Raw genomic sequence first — 17,728 nt, 5'->3', positions numbered from 1 at the left:
ACAAGCCAGCTTGTTATATCAGAAATGCATTTAAGCATATGACTTGTTTATTACATTGGCGTGACTGTACCCAGTAAATAGTGGTTTGGTCAATCTTATTAAATCAAATACACTTGCATTATTGTTGAGTTTACCGCGTAGGACTGAAATTTTTTTATGATAAATCAAAAACATACTATAACGTTGGCGTTTATTGGTGGCGGCAACATGGCGTCGGCTTTGTCAGCAGGGCTGATCGGTAAGCGTTGTGCTGCCGAAGATATTTTGGTCATCGACCCAAATGAGCAGGTTCGAGAAAATTGGCAGCAGCAAGGCACGCATACAGCAGAGATGCCGCAAGCACAACTAGCGCAATACCGGGTTTGGGTGTTGGCCGTCAAGCCGCAGCACATGAAAAAAGTCCTGCAACAATGTCAGCCCTTTATTCAGCCAGACACATTAATCATTAGCGTGGCCGCTGGGATTACGGCAACGGCCATCGCAGAGCGTTTGGGTTTTGAGGACCAGCCTCATCAGCGTGTTATTCGTTGCATGCCTAATACGCCAGCGTTAATCGGTTGCGGTATGACTGGGCTGCTGGCATTGGATGCCGTTGACGAGGACGATAAAGCAGTGGCGGAATATTTATTTAAAACGGTGGGCGAGTATGTATGGGTAGAGAATGATGAAGCCATTGATGCGGTCACGGCTTTATCGGGTAGCGGTCCGGCTTATGTGTTTTTGTTTTTGGAGTCGTTGATTCAAGCGGGGCAAGCCCAAGGTTTATCTTTGGATCAAGCTAAAAAGCTGGCTTTTGCTACGGTAAAAGGCGCCACCGAATTAGCGGCTTTATCGCCCTTGCCGCTAGCGCAACTTCGAGAAAATGTGACCTCCGAGGGCGGGACTACAGCAGCGGCTTTAGCTGTATTTAAAGATCAGAATTTTTCAACTATTGTGCAACAAGCGATGGATGCAGCCAAACAGCGTGCCGCAGAACTCGCGCAACATTACTCATAAGGATTTCCATGGCAACCCTTCGTTTTGAACCCATGACTCCCCGTCAACAAGCCATTGCAGTATTGCTCATGATTCTCATTGTCGTGGCATCGAATGTGATGGTGCAGTACCCCATTAATAACTGGTTGACATGGGGGGCAGTGAGTTATCCCATCGCTTTTCTCGTCGCTGATGTGCTAAATCGTCGTTTTGGGCCACAGGCGGCGCGGCGCGTGGCTTATTTTGGTTTTGTGGCTGCTTTAGTGATTTCCGCTTTTGTGGCTACACCACGCATTGCTCTGGCATCGGGCAGCGCTTTTTTAGTGGCTCAGCTTTGTGATATTTATGTGTTTGACCGCTTACGTCACCGCACTTGGTGGCAAGCACCATTTGTGGGGGGGGTGGCAGGCGCCACGTTGGATACCTTTGTCTTCTTTAGTGTGGCGTTTGCTGGTACGAGTATGCCATGGCAAACACTGCTCTTAGGTGACTTGGCGGTTAAGTTGTGTTTAAACACTTTTATGTTGGCTCCATTCCGCGCATTAATGTGGAACTTAGCTAACCCCAGTAAAATCAATAACTGATATAGATCAATAGATATGGGGGAGCGCTAGGGCTATTACGTAGTGACAAGTTGGCGTGATTTGTCACAAAATACCCTATGTCTTATTGGCTGTTGCCTCTTAACAAAGAGACAACAGCCCTTTATTTATGTTGTTCTGGCGTTGCTTAAATGCTGCCATCATCCGCTTTTTGGGACCGCTCATATGTCGGATTTACTTCCTCAGCTTGTGCAACAGCTCTTCAATGGGCTGTCATTAGGCGCCATTTATGCGCTGATTGCCATTGGTTACACCATGGTTTATGGCATCATCGGCATGATTAACTTTGCCCATGGTGAAATTTATATGATTGGCGCCTATACGGGTTTGGTGACCCTTTCTGCGATTGGCATGAACTCGGGTTTACCTGTTTTACTGATTGTGCTGATCATGTTGCTGGTGGCGGCGGCAGTGACGGCAGCCTATGGTTTTGCGGTAGAAAAAGTGGCTTATGCCCCTTTGCGTGGTAGTCCTCGTTTGGTGCCGTTAATCTCTGCCATTGGGATGTCGATTTTCTTACAAAACTGGGTGGCTTTGGGTCAGGGGGCGCGTGATATGGCTGTGCCTAACTTGGTGTCAGGTTCACTGCAGCTTTCACTGGGCGAGAGTTTTGTATTTAATGCGCCCTATGCGCGTATTTTGATTATTGTGACCACTGTGGTGTTGATGGTGGCTTTGACTTTATTTATCAAATACTCACGTATAGGTCGAGCCTCACGTGCCTGTTCCCAAGATCTAGGAATGGCAAATTTACTGGGTATAGATACAAGTCGTATTATTTCCTTTACCTTTATTATTGGCGCGATGTTAGCGGCAGTGGGTGGGGTATTGATTGCATTAGCGATTGGTAAGCTAAATCCTTTTATCGGATTTATTGCTGGCATCAAGGCGTTTACGGCAGCAGTACTAGGAGGCATCGGCAGTATTCCTGGCGCGATGCTTGGGGGGGTGTTACTAGGGCTTGCTGAAACCTTTGCAGCGGCGTATATCTCTTCCCAATACAAAGATATCGTGGCATTTGCGTTGCTGGTGTTGATTCTCTTGTTTAGACCAACGGGCCTTTTAGGTAAACCGGAAGTGGAGAAGGTGTAATGGCCAAGCGAATTCAACATGCTTTTTTTGCGGCGTTGTTGGCTGGGGTAATCATTGCGCCGATTTTTGGTTTTCAAATTTTACGGGTGGGCATGCAAACCACCTTGCAACCCGATTGGCCAATGATTTTTTGGGGTATGGGCTTGGTGTTTGTATTCCAATTAATACGACCCTCCCTTTTGTCCCTATTAGCTAAACGTCAACAAAGTTTTAGTTTGCCACGCCTTAATGATAAAACGCGGCAAGTAGCGCTGTTCTTTATTATTATTGGCGCTTTAATCTGGCCATTTTTTTCAGGGCGAGCGGAAATTGACATCGCTACCCTCGTACTGATTTATGTCATGCTTGGCCTAGGGCTTAACATTGTCGTGGGTTTTGCGGGGCTATTAGATTTAGGCTTTGTTGGTTTTTATGCTGTGGGCGCATATACCTATGCACTCCTGTATTACTGGGCGGGATGGGGTTTTTGGGCCTCATTGCCCGCAGCAGGGGCAATGGCAGCATTGTTTGGCTATTTACTGGGCTTTCCTGTTTTGCGCCTGCGTGGGGATTATTTAGCCATCGTGACTTTAGGCTTTGGGGAAATTATCCGCTTATTATTAATTAACTTATACCCTATCACTGGCGGTCCTGATGGGATTTCAGGGATACCTAAACCAACAGTGTTTGGTTATGTGTTAGCTCGTCGTGCTCCCGAGGGGCAGATGACTTTCCATGAGCTCATGGGCTGGAAGTTTAATAATGTGGATGTGATCATTTATCTTTATTTATTGGCGCTGATTTTGGCATTGATCACGCTGTTTGTGTCGAATCGCTTGATTCGTATGCCAATCGGTCGTGCTTGGGAGGCCTTGCGCGAGGATGAGATTGCTTGCCGTTCGTTGGGGTTAAATCCAACGGGGATTAAACTATCGGCTTTTACTATTGGGGCAATGTTTGCTGGATTTGGGGGCGCCTTTTTTGCGGCGCGACAAGGGCTAGTGAATCCTGAGTCATTCACATTTATCGAATCTGCGCTGATTTTGGCTATTGTGGTTCTAGGGGGGATGGGGTCGCAGCTAGGGGTGATTTTAGCAGCCATACTGTTGACGGTAGTCCCAGAGATAGCGCGTCAGTTCGCTGAGTATCGCATGTTAATTTTTGGTTTGGTAATGGTGGTCATGATGGTGTGGCGCCCTCAGGGCTTATTACCTGTTAAGCGACCCCATGTGGAGTTAAAAGCATGAGTGCGATTTTATCGGTTCAGGATCTGACCATGCGCTTTGGCGGGTTATTGGCGGTAGATGCCGTAAGTTTTGAGGTACAACCCCATCAGGTGTTTGCCATCATTGGGCCCAACGGGGCGGGTAAAACCACGGTTTTTAACTGTATCAGTGGTTTTTATAAACCCACTGCTGGACAGATTATGCTAGAAAACGCACCTATTCATGGGATGCCTAGTCACAAAGTCGCTCAAAAAGGGGTGGTGCGTACGTTTCAAAATGTGCGCTTGTTTAAGCAGCTGACCGTTTTAGAAAATCTACTCGTGGCTCAGCATCAGCAGCTTAATACGAGTTTGTTGGGGGGTTTACTGAAAACACCGGCATATCGGCGCTCAGAGGCACAAGCACAAGAAGCAGCAGCTAAATGGTTGGATTTTATGGATTTGCGTGCTTATGCCAATCGAGAGGCAGGCAATTTGGCTTATGGGCATCAACGCCGTTTGGAGATCGCACGCTGTATGATTACGCAGCCACGTTTATTGTTACTTGATGAGCCGGCAGCAGGGTTAAACCCACAAGAAAAAAAAGAGCTGCAGGTGCTCATCGATACGCTACGGCGTGATATGGGGGTGGCGGTGTTATTAATTGAACATGATATGAGCTTAGTCATGGGTATTTCTGATGAGATTCTTGTCATGGAGTATGGTAAGCCCATTGCTATGGGCACACCGTCAGCTATTCAAAATGATCCGCGTGTGATTAAAGCCTATCTAGGAGAAGAGTAAGTGTTAACACTCACGAATGTATGCACTTATTATGGTGCAATTCAAGCCCTAGACCAGGTAAATGTGCAGGTAAACCAAGGTGAGATCGTGACGCTGATCGGAGCCAATGGTGCGGGCAAAACCACCTTGTTGATGACGGTGTGTGGCTCACCTCGTGCCAGTTCTGGTTCGGTGGTTTTTGAGGGAAAGGATATTACACAGCAGCCTACGCATTTAATTATGCGTAATGGCATTGCGCTTTCTCCCGAGGGACGGCGTGTTTTTCCTGATCTGACCGTCTCTGAGAACTTAAAAATGGGCGGGTTTTTCTTATCCAAAGCCGATATAGAAGCCGGAGAAGACCATGTTTATGAGCTTTTCCCACGGCTCAAGGAGCGGGCTCAACAGCGTGCTGGTACTATGTCAGGGGGCGAGCAACAAATGCTGGCGATTGGGCGTGCTTTGATGACTCAGCCACGTTTATTGTTATTAGATGAGCCAACCTTAGGCTTAGCACCACTTATTATTGCGCAAATTTTTGAGATTATTCAGACCATTCGTGACGAGGGGGTTACCGTATTTTTGGTGGAGCAAAATGCGAATAAAGCCCTACAAATTGCCGATAGAGCTTATGTGTTAGAGACTGGTAAGGTCATTATGGAGGACACAGGGCAAAATCTTTTGGCCAATGACGAGGTGCGCAAAGCCTATTTGGGTGGCTAGGCCGGTGGTTATCTAGAAAAAAAGCGGTCATAAAGACCGCTTTTTTATTTTAGCCCCTCGGCTGCTAGTGCAGCTTGGACACCATCGTCCTGATGCAATAAAGCAAAAAATCGTGGTAAATGCTCAAAGTCAGAAAGATCGATGTCTGCGCGTTGTGCCCAACGTAGGGTTACGTACAAATACGCATCCGCGATTGAACGCTTCCCTACCAAGTAGTCTTTGTCTGCGAGTTGCTGATTAATGATCGCATAAAACTGTTTTAGACGGCGCACGGCATTACTTTGCAGTTCTTTTTGGCATGATTCGTGCTGGGCATACATGGGCGCCCCAAACAGTAAGCCATAATGACGATGGATATCTGAGTTAATTAAGCCAAGCCACATTAAGGTTTGTGCGCGCTCGACAAGATCTTGGCTTAGGAGTTGGCTTTTAGGGTGTTTATCGGCCAAATACTGTAAGATCGCGCTGCTTTGGGTTAGGCATAGATCACCATCGGTAAACGCTGGAGCAGATCCCAATGGGTTCAGCGCAAGGAACGTAGCTTGTTTGAGCTCTTCGCGGCTAACGGCTTGCGATGCGTAGGGTTTACCAATCCACTCTAAGACGATGTGTACTGCCAAAGAGCATGCGCCTTGTAGGTAATAGAGTTTCATTTTTGTGTCTTCCTTCGAGATTGAGGTTGTAAGTGCTGCTCTAGGAATTGTTCCATGCGCTCGTAGAATTCAAACTTATTCTCTTCGTTCTGGAAACCATGTCCCTCATTCTCTTTTACCATGTATTCGACTTCAACATGACGGGCTTTTAACGCATTGACCATTTGATCACTTTCTGCTTTATTAACGCGAGGGTCTTGGGCGCCCTGGGCAATAAACAGAGGGGTTTTAATATGCTGTGCGTTCAAAGCAGGGGAGGTGGCTTCCAGACGTTCGCGATCTTTTTCTGGGTGCCCAACCATGGTGTACATTTTTTCTAGCAAAGGGCGCCAATATGGTGGAATGGTTTGCATAAATGTGAGTAAATTCGAAACCCCCACATAATCAATAGCGGCGGCGTAGACATCGGGGGTTTTGCAGATAGCCATAAGTGTGGCGTAGCCACCGTAACTTCCGCCATAAATAGCTAATCTGTTAGGGTCAGCAACGCCTTGTTTGAGCAACCATGCGACACCGTCACTGATGTCATCTTGCATGCTTAAGCCCCATTGTCCAAAACTGGCTTCCCAAAAACGTCGGCCATAGCCAGTTGAGCCGCGGAAATTAATCTGTAAGACGGCATAACCACGATTAGCCAAAAATTGGACTTCAGGGTTAAAGCCCCAACTATCGCGCGCCCATGGACCGCCATGTGGATTGACCACTACAGGAAGGTCACGGGGCTCCATTCCTACAGGTAGGGTCAAGTAGCCATGGATTTCTAAGCCATCGCGTGCAGTAAAGCGGATAGGGCGCATGCTCGCCATGTGGGCAGGGTTAAGCTTGGGATTGATTTCGCCAAGATGATGAAGCTGTTGGGTTTCATCATGGTAAATAAAACGATGCCCTGGCGTGCGGTCGCTATATGCAGCAACCACAAAGGTTTTCTCATCACGGGTAGCGCTTTGTAGGCTGACTTCGTAACCCGGCAGCAGGTCTTTTAAGCGTTGGTGACGGATAGCGCTGATTTCATCAAAAAAGTGATAGTGGAGCTTGTCGGCCTCAAAATAAGCAGCGGTTAAGACATGACGTAAGCGAGAATAGCCCGCACCGAGCAAATCGTATTTTGCATTTTCAAAAATCAGTTGCTCTTGTTCTGGCTGATTGGGGTCGATGAGCACTAAAGCGGCCGTGTCACGACCTCGGTTACTGAGTGCATAAAACTTTTGATTGTCTTTATCAAAAAACTGGGGGGTAACATCCGTACGAAAGTCCGTCTGGATAATAACGCTAAACTCGTCTGCATCATGACGACGGTGGAGCACCGCGGTATGTAAGCCATCGCTAGCAATCGCCAAACGCACCGTTCCTTGATGATCTGTTTGCCAACCAATGATGTTACCGGGGTTTTGGGCTACTGCTTGTTGTTCACCGGTGTGGATATTGACACGATACACATCAAAAGCTTCAGGGTTACGCGCATTGTGAGCAATGAGCAAATGATCAGGGTCATCTTCTAGGTCATCTTGGATACCAGCACGTGCGCCTTCAAAGGGGGTTAGGTCTTTGCTTTCTCCGGTTTGCGCATCCACAGCGAGCACATGATAATTTTCATCACCGTTAAAGTCTTTGGCATAGACAATGGTATTAGGACCTTTCCAAAAAAAACCATCGACATCGCGTTCGGTTTCATAGGTGACTTGCTTGGGGGCCCCAACGGGTTTACCTTGATCTAGGGTTTGCACAAACACATTTAAGCGCGTGGCATGACCAACATTGATGGGTTGTAAAAAACCAATCATCGAGCCATCGTCAGAGAGGGCGTAAGCACTGCGTTGTGGGTTTTGGAAAAAATCGCGTAACTCATACCGCGGGGCGATCGTGTCTTGCTGCTCCACCAAATGAAAGTTCATACAACCATCCTAAATACGTTTCGATAAAAAGAAATTAAACCTATACTCTTATCATAGACCGAATTAAAAACCCCGTGCTTTACTTTTTCTTTCTAGAGTGGGCTTATGCAAATTGTATTTCTTGATCAGGCTACTATGGCACCGACTGTGCGTCTTCCTGAACCCAATTTTATGCATCAGTGGCAGGGGTATGATCAGACTACAGCGGAGCAGGTGGTGCAGCGGGCTCAACATGCAGAGATTGTGATTAGTAATAAGGTCCCCTTAGAGGCAGATACGCTTAAGCAGCTGCCTAAATTAAGGCTAATTGCTGTGCCAGCAACGGGTTACAACCATATAGATATCGAAACATGTAAAAATTTGGGGGTTCAGGTGTGTCATGTCCCCGACTATGCTCAAACCACTGTGCCGGAGCACGTGTTTGCTTTGATTTTTGCTTTGCAACGGCAGTTGTTGCCTTATCAGCGTTCGTTGCTCGCGGGGCGCTGGCAGCAAAGCGGTCAGTTTTGTTATTTTGATTACCCGATTCGCGATTTAAAAGGCAGCTATTTAGGTTTGGTCGGCGCCGGGGCGCTCGGCTCCGAGGTAGCGCGCATTGCTAGCGCTTTAGGTATGCACGTGCTACAAGCAGAGCATAAGGGGGCGAAACAGTGCAGAGAGGGCTACGTTCGTTTTGAACAGATGCTAGAACAAAGCGATATTATTTCTTTACACTGTCCTCTTACCCCTCAAACACATCATTTGCTAGATGCGCAAGCATTTGCGCAAATGCAGCGTCAACCTATGATAATTAATACCGCCAGAGGGGCTTTGATTGACCCTGATGCTTTGGTCCATGCTTTGCAAGTAGGGCAGATCCGTGCTGCAGGGATTGATGTGTGTGAAATAGAGCCACCGCCAGCTGATCATCCCTATATGCAGCTAGTGGGGACGGATCATTTTATTTTAACGCCTCATATTGGCTGGGCTTCGATTGAAGCCATGCAGTTTGTGGCAGATCAGACCATAGCGAATATTAATGCTTTTGTTGCAGGGCAGCCGATTCACTTAGTGCAATGATGAATGATTTACCAAATTTTTCTTTAGCAGGGCAGTTAGCCCTTATTACAGGTGCGACACAAGGACTAGGTAAGGCTATTGCTTATGCAATGGCAGCCTCAGGCGCCCACGTGATTATAAATGGTCGTAACGCAATCGGTTTAACCGCCTTGCAGCATGATTTACAAGCACGTGGCTATCAGGTTGATGTCTTTGCTCAAGATATTACTGATTACGCATCTTATGCGCATAATCATAATATATTATGTAAAGAAATAGGAATTCCAAGTATTCATGTCAATACTGTGGGTCCCCGACTAAGAAAAGGGTTAATAGATTGTCAGCCACTAGAGATTCAAGAACATATTCAACAGCATTTAACCGCTACTTTATTAATTTCACGTCTCGCAGCATTAAAAATGAAAGAGGCTCAACTGGCTGGACGTATCATTAGCTTTTCATCTATTGCAGGACGTATAGTCAGACCAGAGGACAGTATTTATCCTATTGCCAAACAAGGTATAGAGGCCATGGTACGCATGTTAGCTGTAGAGTTTGGTGCTTTTAGTATTACGAGCAATGGTATTGCTCCTGGTACTTTTGCTACCGAATCCAACCAACAGCTTGCCCGTGATCCTGTTCAAGGTTTACGTGTTTTGGGACGAAATCCAATGCAACGCTGGGCCGAACCCCATGAAATTACTGGCGCTGCTGTATTTTTAGCTTCTCCTGCCGCCTCCTATGTAAATGGCCATGTTATGGTAGTGGATGGTGGCTTTTCTATTACTTTTTAACGTGTACTAATTTTCTATGCAGGCAGTGCGTATTGCTATTAATGGTTATGGGCGGATAGGGCGTTGTGTATTACGAGCTATCTATGAACGACAACTTGAACAAGAACTAGAAGTGGTCGCTATTAATGAACCCGCTGATCTAGAAACCATGGCGTATTTAACGCAGTTTGACTCCACTCATGGTGTATTTCCAGGCAAAGTAGGGCGTAGCGAAAATAGCTTATTAATTAATGGTAAAGCCATTCAAGTATTTCATCACACGCAGCCTGATGCGGTTGATTGGCAAGCCTTAGACATTGATATTTTATTAGAGTGTTCTGGCGCTTATAGTCAACGAAGTGAGCTGGAAAAATTCATTCAAGCGGGTTGTCCACGGGTTTTAGTCTCTCAACCTACAGATAGCGCTAACGAAGTCGATTACACCGTAGTATTAGGTATCAACGATACCGAGCTAAATGGGCAGCAGAGCATTGTGTCGAATGCTTCCTGTACAACGAATGCCATCATTCCTGTACTGGCTGAGCTCGATGCCGCGTATGGGGTGGATTATGCTTTTCTTACTACTTTGCATTCGGTAATGAATGATCAACCCATGATTGATGGTTACCATCATAGTGATTTACGCCGCACCCGTTCTGCCATGCAGTCCATGGTACCTGTGGCAACAGGTTTAGCACGTGGAGTAGAGCGCCTATTGCCTCAACTACAAGGCCGAGTCCAAGCCAAAGCGATTCGTGTGCCTATTTTAAATGTATCCGCTATTGATCTGATGGTGAAGTTACGCCGCTCTACCACCAAAGAGGAAATTAATAGTCTTTTCATTCAAGCTGCGCAACGTCATCCGAATACGTTATCCTATTCGGACAGACCTCATGCTTCTATTGATTTTAACCATGACGCTCACTCTGCCATTATTGATGGCAGCCAAACCTGTACGAACCAAGACGGTTTGGTGAACTTATTTGTCTGGTTTGATAATGAATGGGGCTTTGCCAATCGTATGATTGATATCAGTCAGCTTTGGGCTAGCCGTTTTCAATCTCAGTCCACTTAAGTACAGCTCATCGGTAACCGTCTTGCATGCTAATTTTTTAGGATTTGATCATGCAAAACACCCGTATTGAAACCGATTCAATGGGCACCATCAACGTACCTGCCCAACATTATTGGGGAGCACAAACACAACGCTCCATTCAAAACTTTCCTATTGGCGTAAAACGCTTTACGCTTACACCCGTTTTGATTGAATCCCTAGGGATACTCAAGCAAGCCGCGGCAAAAGCCAATCGTGATTTGGAGCAAATTCCCGCTGATATTGCAGAGCTAATTATTCAAGCTGCCGACGAGGTGATTACAGGCCAACTAAATGCAGAGTTCCCATTAGTGGTTTTTCAGACGGGATCTGGAACCCAGAGTAATATGAATGCCAACGAGGTCATTGCTAATCGAGCAATCGAGTTAGCCGGAGGGGAAATGGGTTCCAAAAACCCAGTTCATCCTAATGATCATGTGAACCGTGGCCAATCTTCCAACGATACTTTTCCTACAGCGATGCATATTGCTGTTGCGCTGGCTACCCATCGTCATTTATTTCCTCATGTGCGTGCTTTGCGTGATGTTTTAGCGCAACTTGCCGATAAATATGCCTCGATTGTAAAAACTGGCCGCACTCACTTACAGGATGCGACCCCCATTACTTTAGGACAGGAGATTGGTAGCTGGGTAGCGCAGATCGATTTTGCTTTAGATCATATTGAACAGCAACTACCCGGTATTTATGATTTAGCCATTGGCGGTACTGCTGTTGGGACAGGACTTAATGCCCACCCCCAATTTGGCGATAAAACCGCTGCTTATATTGCTGAACATACCGGCATGCCATTTAAAAGTGCCGCGAATAAGTTTTTTGCTTTATCTGCACACGATGCTTTAGTGAATTTTTCTGCCGCCTTGCGTACATTAGCCGGTGCTTTGTTCAAAATGGCTAATGATGTACGTTGGTTAGCGAGCGGACCACGTTGTGGTATTGGAGAGATTTCTATACCAGAAAATGAACCAGGCTCATCCATCATGCCAGGCAAAGTTAATCCCACCCAAGCAGAAGCCTTAACCATGGTATGCGTGCAAGTATTTGGTAATGATGCAGCGGTAGCTTTTGCTGGAAGTCAGGGGAATTTTCAGCTAAACGTCTACAAACCCGTTATGGTGCATAACGTCTTAGAAAGCATTCAGCTATTAGGTGATGCATGCGCCGCTTTTAATGAGCATTGTGCCGTAGGCATCACCCCAAATCGAGAAAAAATCGAAGCTTACTTACAGCAAAATCTCATGCTGGTTACTGCTCTTAATCGCCATATTGGCTATGACAAAGCGGCTGCTATTGCTAAGCTGGCTCATCAAAAGGGGCTGAATTTAAAAGAGGCAGCACTCGATCTGGGCTATGTCACCGCTGAACAATATGATCAGTGGATCGATCCGCTGGCAATGACGCGACCTGAATAAACTGACTGTAATCCCTTTCTGCCCCGCCCTATAGGACGGGGTAGGGGGATGACTACTTATTTGATTAAGGTGATGGGAACGGTAATACGGCTTAATACCTTTGTTGTGGCCGAACCTAAAAGCAGCCCTGGCACAGCACCCAGACCGCGTGTTCCCATTACTACATGGTCACAATCATGCTCTTCAATATACGCTTGGACTTTTTCTGCAATCTGTCCCACTGTGATGTGGATTTGGTAAGGAATTTGCTCTTGGGCAAGCAGCGCTTTTGCCGTTTTTAATGCTTCTTTGCCCTCGTCTTGATAGTAGGCGTCGAGCACATCTGCGGTAAAAAAGCGCGCAACATTATTAGAAATAATAGGTGCTTGTACGTTTAGCACATGTACAGTACAAGTGCTAGATTGGTCTTTAGCGAGTGTTAACGCCGCACGAAGTGCTCGCAAAGATGGCTCTGAGCCATCTACTGGAACCAGAATGTTTTTCATAACAACCCCCATAAGATTCAAAAAAGAGTAAAGCCTTTATCATTTTAGCTTTTTACTATATGGCATAAAGCATATAAAGTGCGATAATAATACATCATGCTGCTATAGCAGCATTGTTATTTAGGAGTTTTTCATGAAAATCAAATATTTAGCTGCGTGTCTACCTTTGGTATTCGCTGCTGGCGTTGCTAAAGCTGATGCGCCTACTTACGAGCAGGTTAGCGAAATTTTGCAAAATAACGCCTGTTTGGCTTGTCACCAAGTAGATACCAAAGTCGTTGGTCCTGCTTACAAAGAGGTGGCGGAAAAATACAAAGATGACCCAGCAAACGCTGAAATTTTAGCTAAGCACATTAAAGAGGGTAGTCAAGGCGTATGGGGCGCAGTACCTATGCCACCAAACGTAAACATTACCGATGAAGACCTAAGCGTAGTTGTGGACTGGCTCATGGCCGGTGCACCTAACTAATTATAGCTAGGCAATAAAAGCGCTTTATCTAAGATAGAGCGCTTTTTTGTTTACCATTTGATTTTATGTTTATCTTCCGTTGCATCGTGGCGAGCATCGTCGGCGGTGTGAAGATAACGGTTAGTTGTATTAATGGACTCATGACCGAGAGTATCGCGTACATGCAAAAGATCCATATTTTGCTCTAACATATGTGTGCCTGCGGTATGGCGTAGCCAGTGAGTAGACGCTTGTTCTACATGCAACGCCTCGCTTTCGTATTCTGGCCCCAAGGCACGTAAACGTTTAGCTGTATCAATAAATATCTGTTTAACGATTTTATGGATAGCGGCACGGGTCAAAGGTTTATTCTTAATGGTGCCAATCGGTAAAATCAAAGGCAGTTCCTCATTGGCGGTGGGATAGGGGGATAAGCCCTTAAAACGTCTATAGTTAGAGAGCTCTTCCATAAGCTCACTGGTGACAGGAACCGTACGTGTTTTTTGTCCTTTTCCTGTAATATCCATCCACCAACGTAAATGCCCATCTCGGTCTCGACGAGAAAACAACGCCCCCATACGGTTTTGGCTTAATTCTGAGACCCGTAAACCACATAAATATAATAACGAAAAAAGCCAACGGTAACGGTAATAATGCTCTAGCTCTCGCTCATTATCCCGAGGAAGTTCCTCTATACATCGTTTTACTTGTTCCCATAGATCCATATCCAGATAACGCTGCATGCGTTTAGCTGGTGTATAACGGCGACCGCGTAATACGGCTAATGGGTTTGCAACCAAATAACCAGCAGATACAAGCCAGGTGAATAGACTATTTATAACGGTCATGCTTTGGCGAATGCTGCTTGCTGATAAAGGGCCAGCAAAAGGGCGCCAGTCAGGATGAGAGCGCGCTACTTTAGACCCATTTTTAAGCACCCAACGTGAAGCTGGCTGGGGGTCTTGTAAAAAGTGCTGATAACGCAGAATATCCTCGTGCGTTAACGATGAAATCGGTTTATTGGCCTCTAAGTTTGCCCATAACAGTAAACGTTCTGATTCTTTACGATAGCTAGAAAACGTATTTGGACTATCTATGTATTGTGCCAACCACGCTTTAATTGCATCCAGATCATTATCTGCCTGCAATAACGTAGATGGGCTAGTCGCGCGATTACTGCCATGCGAACCATCGAGCGCCAAAGAATAAGGTGCATAGAATTCAAGCGCAGTAGGTAAATGTTCTGTCATAGTTGTGGTTAAGAAAAAGCTGGGGTTGCATACAGTATAAATCGAAGTGGCTGGATGTGTAGAGCTGGATCAATAATCTTTCTTATCATAATACAAAAGTTGACATTATGTGTGTAATGTCAAATTGAGCAATAATGAAGTTGATTATTTTACGTATTACGTAATAAAATAGAATTAATTCATTTGTTTGTTTTTACGATGCTCTGGCTTCGTAGCGCTACCATTTGGGGAAAACATGAGCCAATCAACTTTGACAGAGTCGCAACTGCATCTAGCGGTTGAGCAGTTACGTAACCAACACACCAACACCGTCGATCTTTACAAGGCCGTGGCTGCGTTGCTGTTTTTTCAATACGACACCACACCCACAACCAACCGTATGTATCAACTCGTGCGCAAAGGCAGCATGAGCGCACCATCAGAAGCTTTACGGTTATTTTGGCAAGAGCTACGGGAACGAAGCCAAGTACGGATGGAGCAAGCAGATATCCCAACGGCCATTACACAACAAGCTGGCATGCTGATTGCCCAACTTTGGCAAGAAAGCCTGGATGAGGCGTTAAAAATGACGAACCAACACCAGCAGCCGCTTCTGGTGCAAATCGGGCTACTGCAGCAAAATCTAGAAAAAGCGCAGGCAGAAGCCCACACCCTACAACAAGCTTTATTGCAGGCTCAGCGTCAACTTGAACAGCAAGATCAAGCCCTCGTTGAGCGTGAACAACAGCTTACGCAACGCCAGCAACAGCTAGAACAAACGCAAGAGCAAATCAAAGCCCTGCATATTCAGCACGAGCACGCCCTACTTCTACAACAAGAAAAAACCCAGCTAAGCGAGCAACGAGCCGCCGATATGGAAAAATACGCCCGTTTAGAAATCGATCGCGTTCGACAAGATGCAGCCAAAGTCCAACAGCAAGAACAGCAACGCTTTCAACAACATCTGCAAAAATACCAAACCTTACAAGAGGAGCATCAAGCACAACAAAAAGCATATTTAGAACTGCAGCAGCGTTACCACTATCAAAGCGAGCAAATGCAACAACAAAAACAATTACAGCAACAATTAGATGAAAAAAATCACGATTTGCGTGAGCTTCTTAAACAGCTACAACAGCAACTCGCACAACGTACACAGCGCACGCGCTCAACACCAAGTCGCCTTGCTTTGCAGCGCGCAAAAAAAACCGCTACATAAATCTGTAGCGGTTTAAGAAAATAGATCATGCTCATGTTAATGCGGTAAAGCTAGCCAAATGATTCAGTAAAAAATCCATGAGTAAGCGCACTCTTTCTGGAATATAGCTATTACTGGGTAGCACCGCATAAATCCCGATTTTATTTTCAGAGCGCAAACCACTTAACTCCACCAGGCGCCCATCCGCTAGATAGTCCTTAGCAATAAAATCAGGCATAAAGCTAATCCCCATCCCGGCGGCCGCTGCTTTGGCTAACGCATCGCCATTATTTGCCTTAATACGACCATTGGTGCTGATACTGAAATTACGCGTTCCATCCGAAAATAACCAACGACTATGATGCGAATACTGTAAGCACTGGTGTTCTAATAAATCCTCCGGCTGCTGCGGCTCGCCATGGGCTTGTATATAAGAAGGCGCCGCCACAAATAAAAGCTCGCACTCCCCTATTTTGCGCACAATATCACTCAGCGCTAATTCCCCAGCAATACGAATCGCTATGTCATAACCTTCGGCTGCCACATCTACCATGCGATCGTTATAATCGAGCTCTAAATGGATGTCTGGGTACTTTTGAGCAAATTCCATCAACATATCAGTAAGGTGGCGCAATCCAAAACTTAATGGCAAACTAACACGGATCTGTCCTTTAGGGCGTACTTGTTCTTCTATTAACTCAGACTCACTCCGCTCAACAAGATCCAGAATTGCTTTGCACTGTTCCAAATACTTTTTCCCTGCCGAAGTTAAAGCTTGGCGCCGAGTACTGCGAGCAATTAATTGGACACCTAAGTGTTTTTCTAGGGCAGCGATTTGACGGGTGACCACGGAACGAGCAACCCCTTTTTGTGCGGCTGCCGCAGCAAAGCTACCTAGCTCTGCAACCTCCACAAATAATTTCATGACCTCAAACTGATTCATTGTTGCTCCCTAAACAATAGTTAATTGCCTAAATAACTCTTTTTTGCACCAATCAAAACAGGTACAGTATACCTATTGCCTGCATTCTTCACGAGGAAATATGAGCGCTCGTTATACAAAAACCGCTATCGCCCTGCACTGGCTAATGGCCGTTGGTTTTATTGGATTGTTTACGCTTGGCTTTTATATGCAAAGCATGCCCTTTTCTCCAACAAAACTTCAGGTCTACTCTTGGCATAAATGGGCTGGAGTGAGCTTATTTTTCTTAGCCATATGGCGTTTAACATGGCGGATTACACATCGGCCTCCTGCATTACCCCAGAGTATGAGCCAATCAGCGCAATACTTAGCGCATTTAGGTCACTGGGCTTTATATTTTTTTATGTTTGCGGTGCCGCTTTCTGGTTGGCTCATGAGTTCCGCTATGGGGTTTCAAACGGTATGGTTTGGTGTTGTGCCGCTTCCTGACTTGCTCAGCAAAGACAAAGCCCTAGGGGAACTTTTAGCCCAAGTCCATGCCTATCTCAATTGGGCGTTTATTGCTACGGTAATTGGTCATGTTCTAGCGGCATTAAAACACCAGTTTTTGGATAAAGATAACCTACTTGCCCGCATGAAATAAGTAAGGATTTATTATGTTATTACGCACTCTTTCTGCCGCATTACTTAGTCTGCCTTTGGTAGTCAATGCGGCTACGTTTACCACCCTTGTTCCTGAAAAAAGTGAAATCCAATTTCACTATGAGCAAATGGGCGTAAATATGGATGGCTTTTTTAAAGGCATCGATGGTTCACTGCATTTCGATACCGATGCTCCCGAAAAAGCACAGGTGACACTCGAAGTCCAAATGCAAAGCGTTGATACTGGATCAGAAGAAGCCGATAGCGAGGTTGTGAAAAAAGAATGGTTTAATGCCTCTGATTTCCCTACCGCAACATTCAAAGCACAAAGCATTACGCCTAAAGCAGATAATGAATACGAAGTGACTGGCTTATTAAGTATCAAAGGTCACGAGCAAACCATTCGTTTTCCTGCCAAGGTAGAAACCACCGATGAACAAGCCACATTTAGTGGTAGTTTTTCTCTATTGCGTGGGGATTACGCGATTGGCGAAGGTGCGTGGTCCAAGTTTGACATTGTTGCAAACGATGTACGCATTGATTTCACTATCATTGCCACCCCTTAAT

At 45.8% G+C, this 17,728-nt stretch carries 19 protein-coding genes; 14 read left to right on the top strand and 5 right to left on the bottom strand.

What is annotated here, in order from left to right; genetic code table 11:
* Positions 1-156 precede the first annotated feature (156 nt).
* The 6 genes from proC to Q1V74_RS01985 all read left to right on the top strand — a co-directional run bounded on the left by proC (position 157) and on the right by Q1V74_RS01985 (position 5,358).
* A complete protein-coding gene (gene proC, locus Q1V74_RS02010; protein ID WP_300646832.1) occupies positions 157-996 on the top strand; it encodes a pyrroline-5-carboxylate reductase in 840 nt (279 codons plus the stop codon).
* A gap of 2 nt (positions 997-998) precedes the next feature.
* A complete protein-coding gene (locus tag Q1V74_RS02005; protein ID WP_300646862.1) occupies positions 999-1,559 on the top strand; it encodes a VUT family protein in 561 nt (186 codons plus the stop codon).
* 183 nt (positions 1,560-1,742) lie between these two features.
* The gene (livH, locus tag Q1V74_RS02000) at positions 1,743-2,669 is read left to right on the top strand and encodes a high-affinity branched-chain amino acid ABC transporter permease LivH (protein WP_300646831.1); all 927 of its coding nucleotides are present in this window, start codon (positions 1,743-1,745) and stop codon (positions 2,667-2,669) included.
* Positions 2,669-3,895, top strand: a complete 1,227-nt coding sequence (gene livM, locus Q1V74_RS01995; RefSeq protein WP_300646830.1) for a high-affinity branched-chain amino acid ABC transporter permease LivM — start codon at positions 2,669-2,671, stop codon at positions 3,893-3,895. Before livH ends, livM begins: the two co-directional genes overlap by 1 nt.
* On the top strand, positions 3,892-4,656 hold the full coding sequence (gene livG / locus Q1V74_RS01990; RefSeq protein ID WP_300646829.1) for a high-affinity branched-chain amino acid ABC transporter ATP-binding protein LivG: 765 nt from the start codon (positions 3,892-3,894) through the stop codon (positions 4,654-4,656). The genes livM and livG overlap by 4 nt, the downstream gene beginning before the upstream one ends.
* A complete protein-coding gene (locus tag Q1V74_RS01985; RefSeq protein ID WP_300646828.1) occupies positions 4,657-5,358 on the top strand; it encodes an ABC transporter ATP-binding protein in 702 nt (233 codons plus the stop codon). It begins immediately after the preceding gene.
* 44 nt (positions 5,359-5,402) lie between these two features.
* Here the strand turns inward: Q1V74_RS01985 and Q1V74_RS01980 are convergent, their stop codons facing one another.
* Together Q1V74_RS01980 and Q1V74_RS01975 are read right to left on the bottom strand one after the other, a co-directional pair.
* Positions 5,403-6,011: a glutathione binding-like protein gene (locus Q1V74_RS01980; protein ID WP_300646827.1), complete on the bottom strand. Its 609-nt coding sequence runs from the start codon at positions 6,009-6,011 to the stop codon at positions 5,403-5,405.
* A complete protein-coding gene (locus Q1V74_RS01975; RefSeq protein WP_300646826.1) occupies positions 6,008-7,903 on the bottom strand; it encodes a S9 family peptidase in 1,896 nt (631 codons plus the stop codon). The genes Q1V74_RS01980 and Q1V74_RS01975 overlap by 4 nt, the downstream gene beginning before the upstream one ends.
* A 105-nt stretch (positions 7,904-8,008) precedes the next feature.
* Here Q1V74_RS01975 and Q1V74_RS01970 point away from each other — a divergent pair, with 105 nt between their 5' ends.
* The 4 genes from Q1V74_RS01970 to fumC are packed head-to-tail and all read left to right on the top strand — an operon-like array spanning position 8,009 to position 12,237.
* Positions 8,009-8,962, top strand: a complete 954-nt coding sequence (locus Q1V74_RS01970) for a D-2-hydroxyacid dehydrogenase (RefSeq protein WP_300646825.1) — start codon at positions 8,009-8,011, stop codon at positions 8,960-8,962.
* Entirely contained in the window at positions 8,962-9,735 is a 774-nt protein-coding gene (locus Q1V74_RS01965; RefSeq protein WP_300646861.1) for an SDR family oxidoreductase, read from the top strand. The genes Q1V74_RS01970 and Q1V74_RS01965 overlap by 1 nt, the downstream gene beginning before the upstream one ends.
* Before the next feature lie 16 nt (positions 9,736-9,751).
* Positions 9,752-10,789, top strand: coding sequence for a glyceraldehyde 3-phosphate dehydrogenase NAD-binding domain-containing protein (locus Q1V74_RS01960; RefSeq protein WP_300646824.1), 1,038 nt, complete (start codon positions 9,752-9,754; stop codon positions 10,787-10,789).
* Between the two features lie 50 nt (positions 10,790-10,839).
* Complete coding sequence (gene fumC, locus Q1V74_RS01955; protein ID WP_300646823.1) at positions 10,840-12,237, top strand: class II fumarate hydratase; 1,398 nt, start codon at positions 10,840-10,842, stop codon at positions 12,235-12,237.
* 56 nt (positions 12,238-12,293) lie between these two features.
* On the opposite strand, the gene Q1V74_RS01950 is transcribed toward fumC, so the two are convergent.
* The gene (locus tag Q1V74_RS01950; protein WP_300646821.1) at positions 12,294-12,722 is read right to left on the bottom strand and encodes a universal stress protein; all 429 of its coding nucleotides are present in this window, start codon (positions 12,720-12,722) and stop codon (positions 12,294-12,296) included.
* Positions 12,723-12,855: 133 nt separating this feature from the next.
* Here Q1V74_RS01950 and Q1V74_RS01945 point away from each other — a divergent pair, with 133 nt between their 5' ends.
* A complete protein-coding gene (locus tag Q1V74_RS01945) occupies positions 12,856-13,191 on the top strand; it encodes a c-type cytochrome (protein ID WP_300646820.1) in 336 nt (111 codons plus the stop codon).
* A gap of 50 nt (positions 13,192-13,241) precedes the next feature.
* On the opposite strand, the gene Q1V74_RS01940 is transcribed toward Q1V74_RS01945, so the two are convergent.
* Entirely contained in the window at positions 13,242-14,420 is a 1,179-nt protein-coding gene (locus tag Q1V74_RS01940; protein WP_300646819.1) for a tyrosine-type recombinase/integrase, read from the bottom strand.
* A 235-nt stretch (positions 14,421-14,655) separates the two neighbouring features.
* Here Q1V74_RS01940 and Q1V74_RS01935 point away from each other — a divergent pair, with 235 nt between their 5' ends.
* The gene (locus tag Q1V74_RS01935) at positions 14,656-15,618 is read left to right on the top strand and encodes a DNA-binding protein (RefSeq protein ID WP_300646818.1); all 963 of its coding nucleotides are present in this window, start codon (positions 14,656-14,658) and stop codon (positions 15,616-15,618) included.
* Between the two features lie 31 nt (positions 15,619-15,649).
* Here Q1V74_RS01935 and Q1V74_RS01930 read toward each other — a convergent pair whose 3' ends face one another.
* Positions 15,650-16,540, bottom strand: a complete 891-nt coding sequence (locus Q1V74_RS01930) for a LysR family transcriptional regulator (RefSeq protein ID WP_300646817.1) — start codon at positions 16,538-16,540, stop codon at positions 15,650-15,652.
* Between the two features lie 100 nt (positions 16,541-16,640).
* Between Q1V74_RS01930 and Q1V74_RS01925 the strand changes: the two genes are divergently transcribed.
* Positions 16,641-17,162, top strand: a complete 522-nt coding sequence (locus Q1V74_RS01925; protein ID WP_300646816.1) for a cytochrome b — start codon at positions 16,641-16,643, stop codon at positions 17,160-17,162.
* Positions 17,163-17,175: 13 nt separating this feature from the next.
* The gene (locus Q1V74_RS01920; protein ID WP_300646815.1) at positions 17,176-17,727 is read left to right on the top strand and encodes a YceI family protein; all 552 of its coding nucleotides are present in this window, start codon (positions 17,176-17,178) and stop codon (positions 17,725-17,727) included.
* Position 17,728: the final 1 nt, after the last annotated feature.

This window comes from Paenalcaligenes sp. (assembly GCF_030152715.1).
GTDB lineage: Bacteria > Pseudomonadota > Gammaproteobacteria > Burkholderiales > Burkholderiaceae_B > Paenalcaligenes > Paenalcaligenes hermetiae.
Note: the sequence above shows the minus strand (reverse complement) of the source record. Positions and strands in the feature narration are given on the sequence as shown.

Coding starts and splice junctions, on each gene's coding strand:
- Q1V74_RS01975 (WP_300646826.1), bottom strand. CDS start 7,903: ATGAACTTTCATTTGGTGGAGCAGCAAGACACGATCGCCCCGCGGTAT.
- Q1V74_RS01930 (WP_300646817.1), bottom strand. CDS start 16,540: ATGAATCAGTTTGAGGTCATGAAATTATTTGTGGAGGTTGCAGAGCTA.
- Q1V74_RS01970 (WP_300646825.1), top strand. CDS start 8,009: ATGCAAATTGTATTTCTTGATCAGGCTACTATGGCACCGACTGTGCGT.
- Q1V74_RS01945 (WP_300646820.1), top strand. CDS start 12,856: ATGAAAATCAAATATTTAGCTGCGTGTCTACCTTTGGTATTCGCTGCT.
- fumC (WP_300646823.1), top strand. CDS start 10,840: ATGCAAAACACCCGTATTGAAACCGATTCAATGGGCACCATCAACGTA.
- Q1V74_RS01960 (WP_300646824.1), top strand. CDS start 9,752: ATGCAGGCAGTGCGTATTGCTATTAATGGTTATGGGCGGATAGGGCGT.
- proC (WP_300646832.1), top strand. CDS start 157: ATGATAAATCAAAAACATACTATAACGTTGGCGTTTATTGGTGGCGGC.
- Q1V74_RS01920 (WP_300646815.1), top strand. CDS start 17,176: ATGTTATTACGCACTCTTTCTGCCGCATTACTTAGTCTGCCTTTGGTA.
- Q1V74_RS01965 (WP_300646861.1), top strand. CDS start 8,962: ATGAATGATTTACCAAATTTTTCTTTAGCAGGGCAGTTAGCCCTTATT.
- livH (WP_300646831.1), top strand. CDS start 1,743: ATGTCGGATTTACTTCCTCAGCTTGTGCAACAGCTCTTCAATGGGCTG.
- Q1V74_RS01940 (WP_300646819.1), bottom strand. CDS start 14,420: ATGACAGAACATTTACCTACTGCGCTTGAATTCTATGCACCTTATTCT.
- Q1V74_RS01980 (WP_300646827.1), bottom strand. CDS start 6,011: ATGAAACTCTATTACCTACAAGGCGCATGCTCTTTGGCAGTACACATC.
- livG (WP_300646829.1), top strand. CDS start 3,892: ATGAGTGCGATTTTATCGGTTCAGGATCTGACCATGCGCTTTGGCGGG.
- Q1V74_RS01950 (WP_300646821.1), bottom strand. CDS start 12,722: ATGAAAAACATTCTGGTTCCAGTAGATGGCTCAGAGCCATCTTTGCGA.
- Q1V74_RS01925 (WP_300646816.1), top strand. CDS start 16,641: ATGAGCGCTCGTTATACAAAAACCGCTATCGCCCTGCACTGGCTAATG.
- Q1V74_RS01935 (WP_300646818.1), top strand. CDS start 14,656: ATGAGCCAATCAACTTTGACAGAGTCGCAACTGCATCTAGCGGTTGAG.
- livM (WP_300646830.1), top strand. CDS start 2,669: ATGGCCAAGCGAATTCAACATGCTTTTTTTGCGGCGTTGTTGGCTGGG.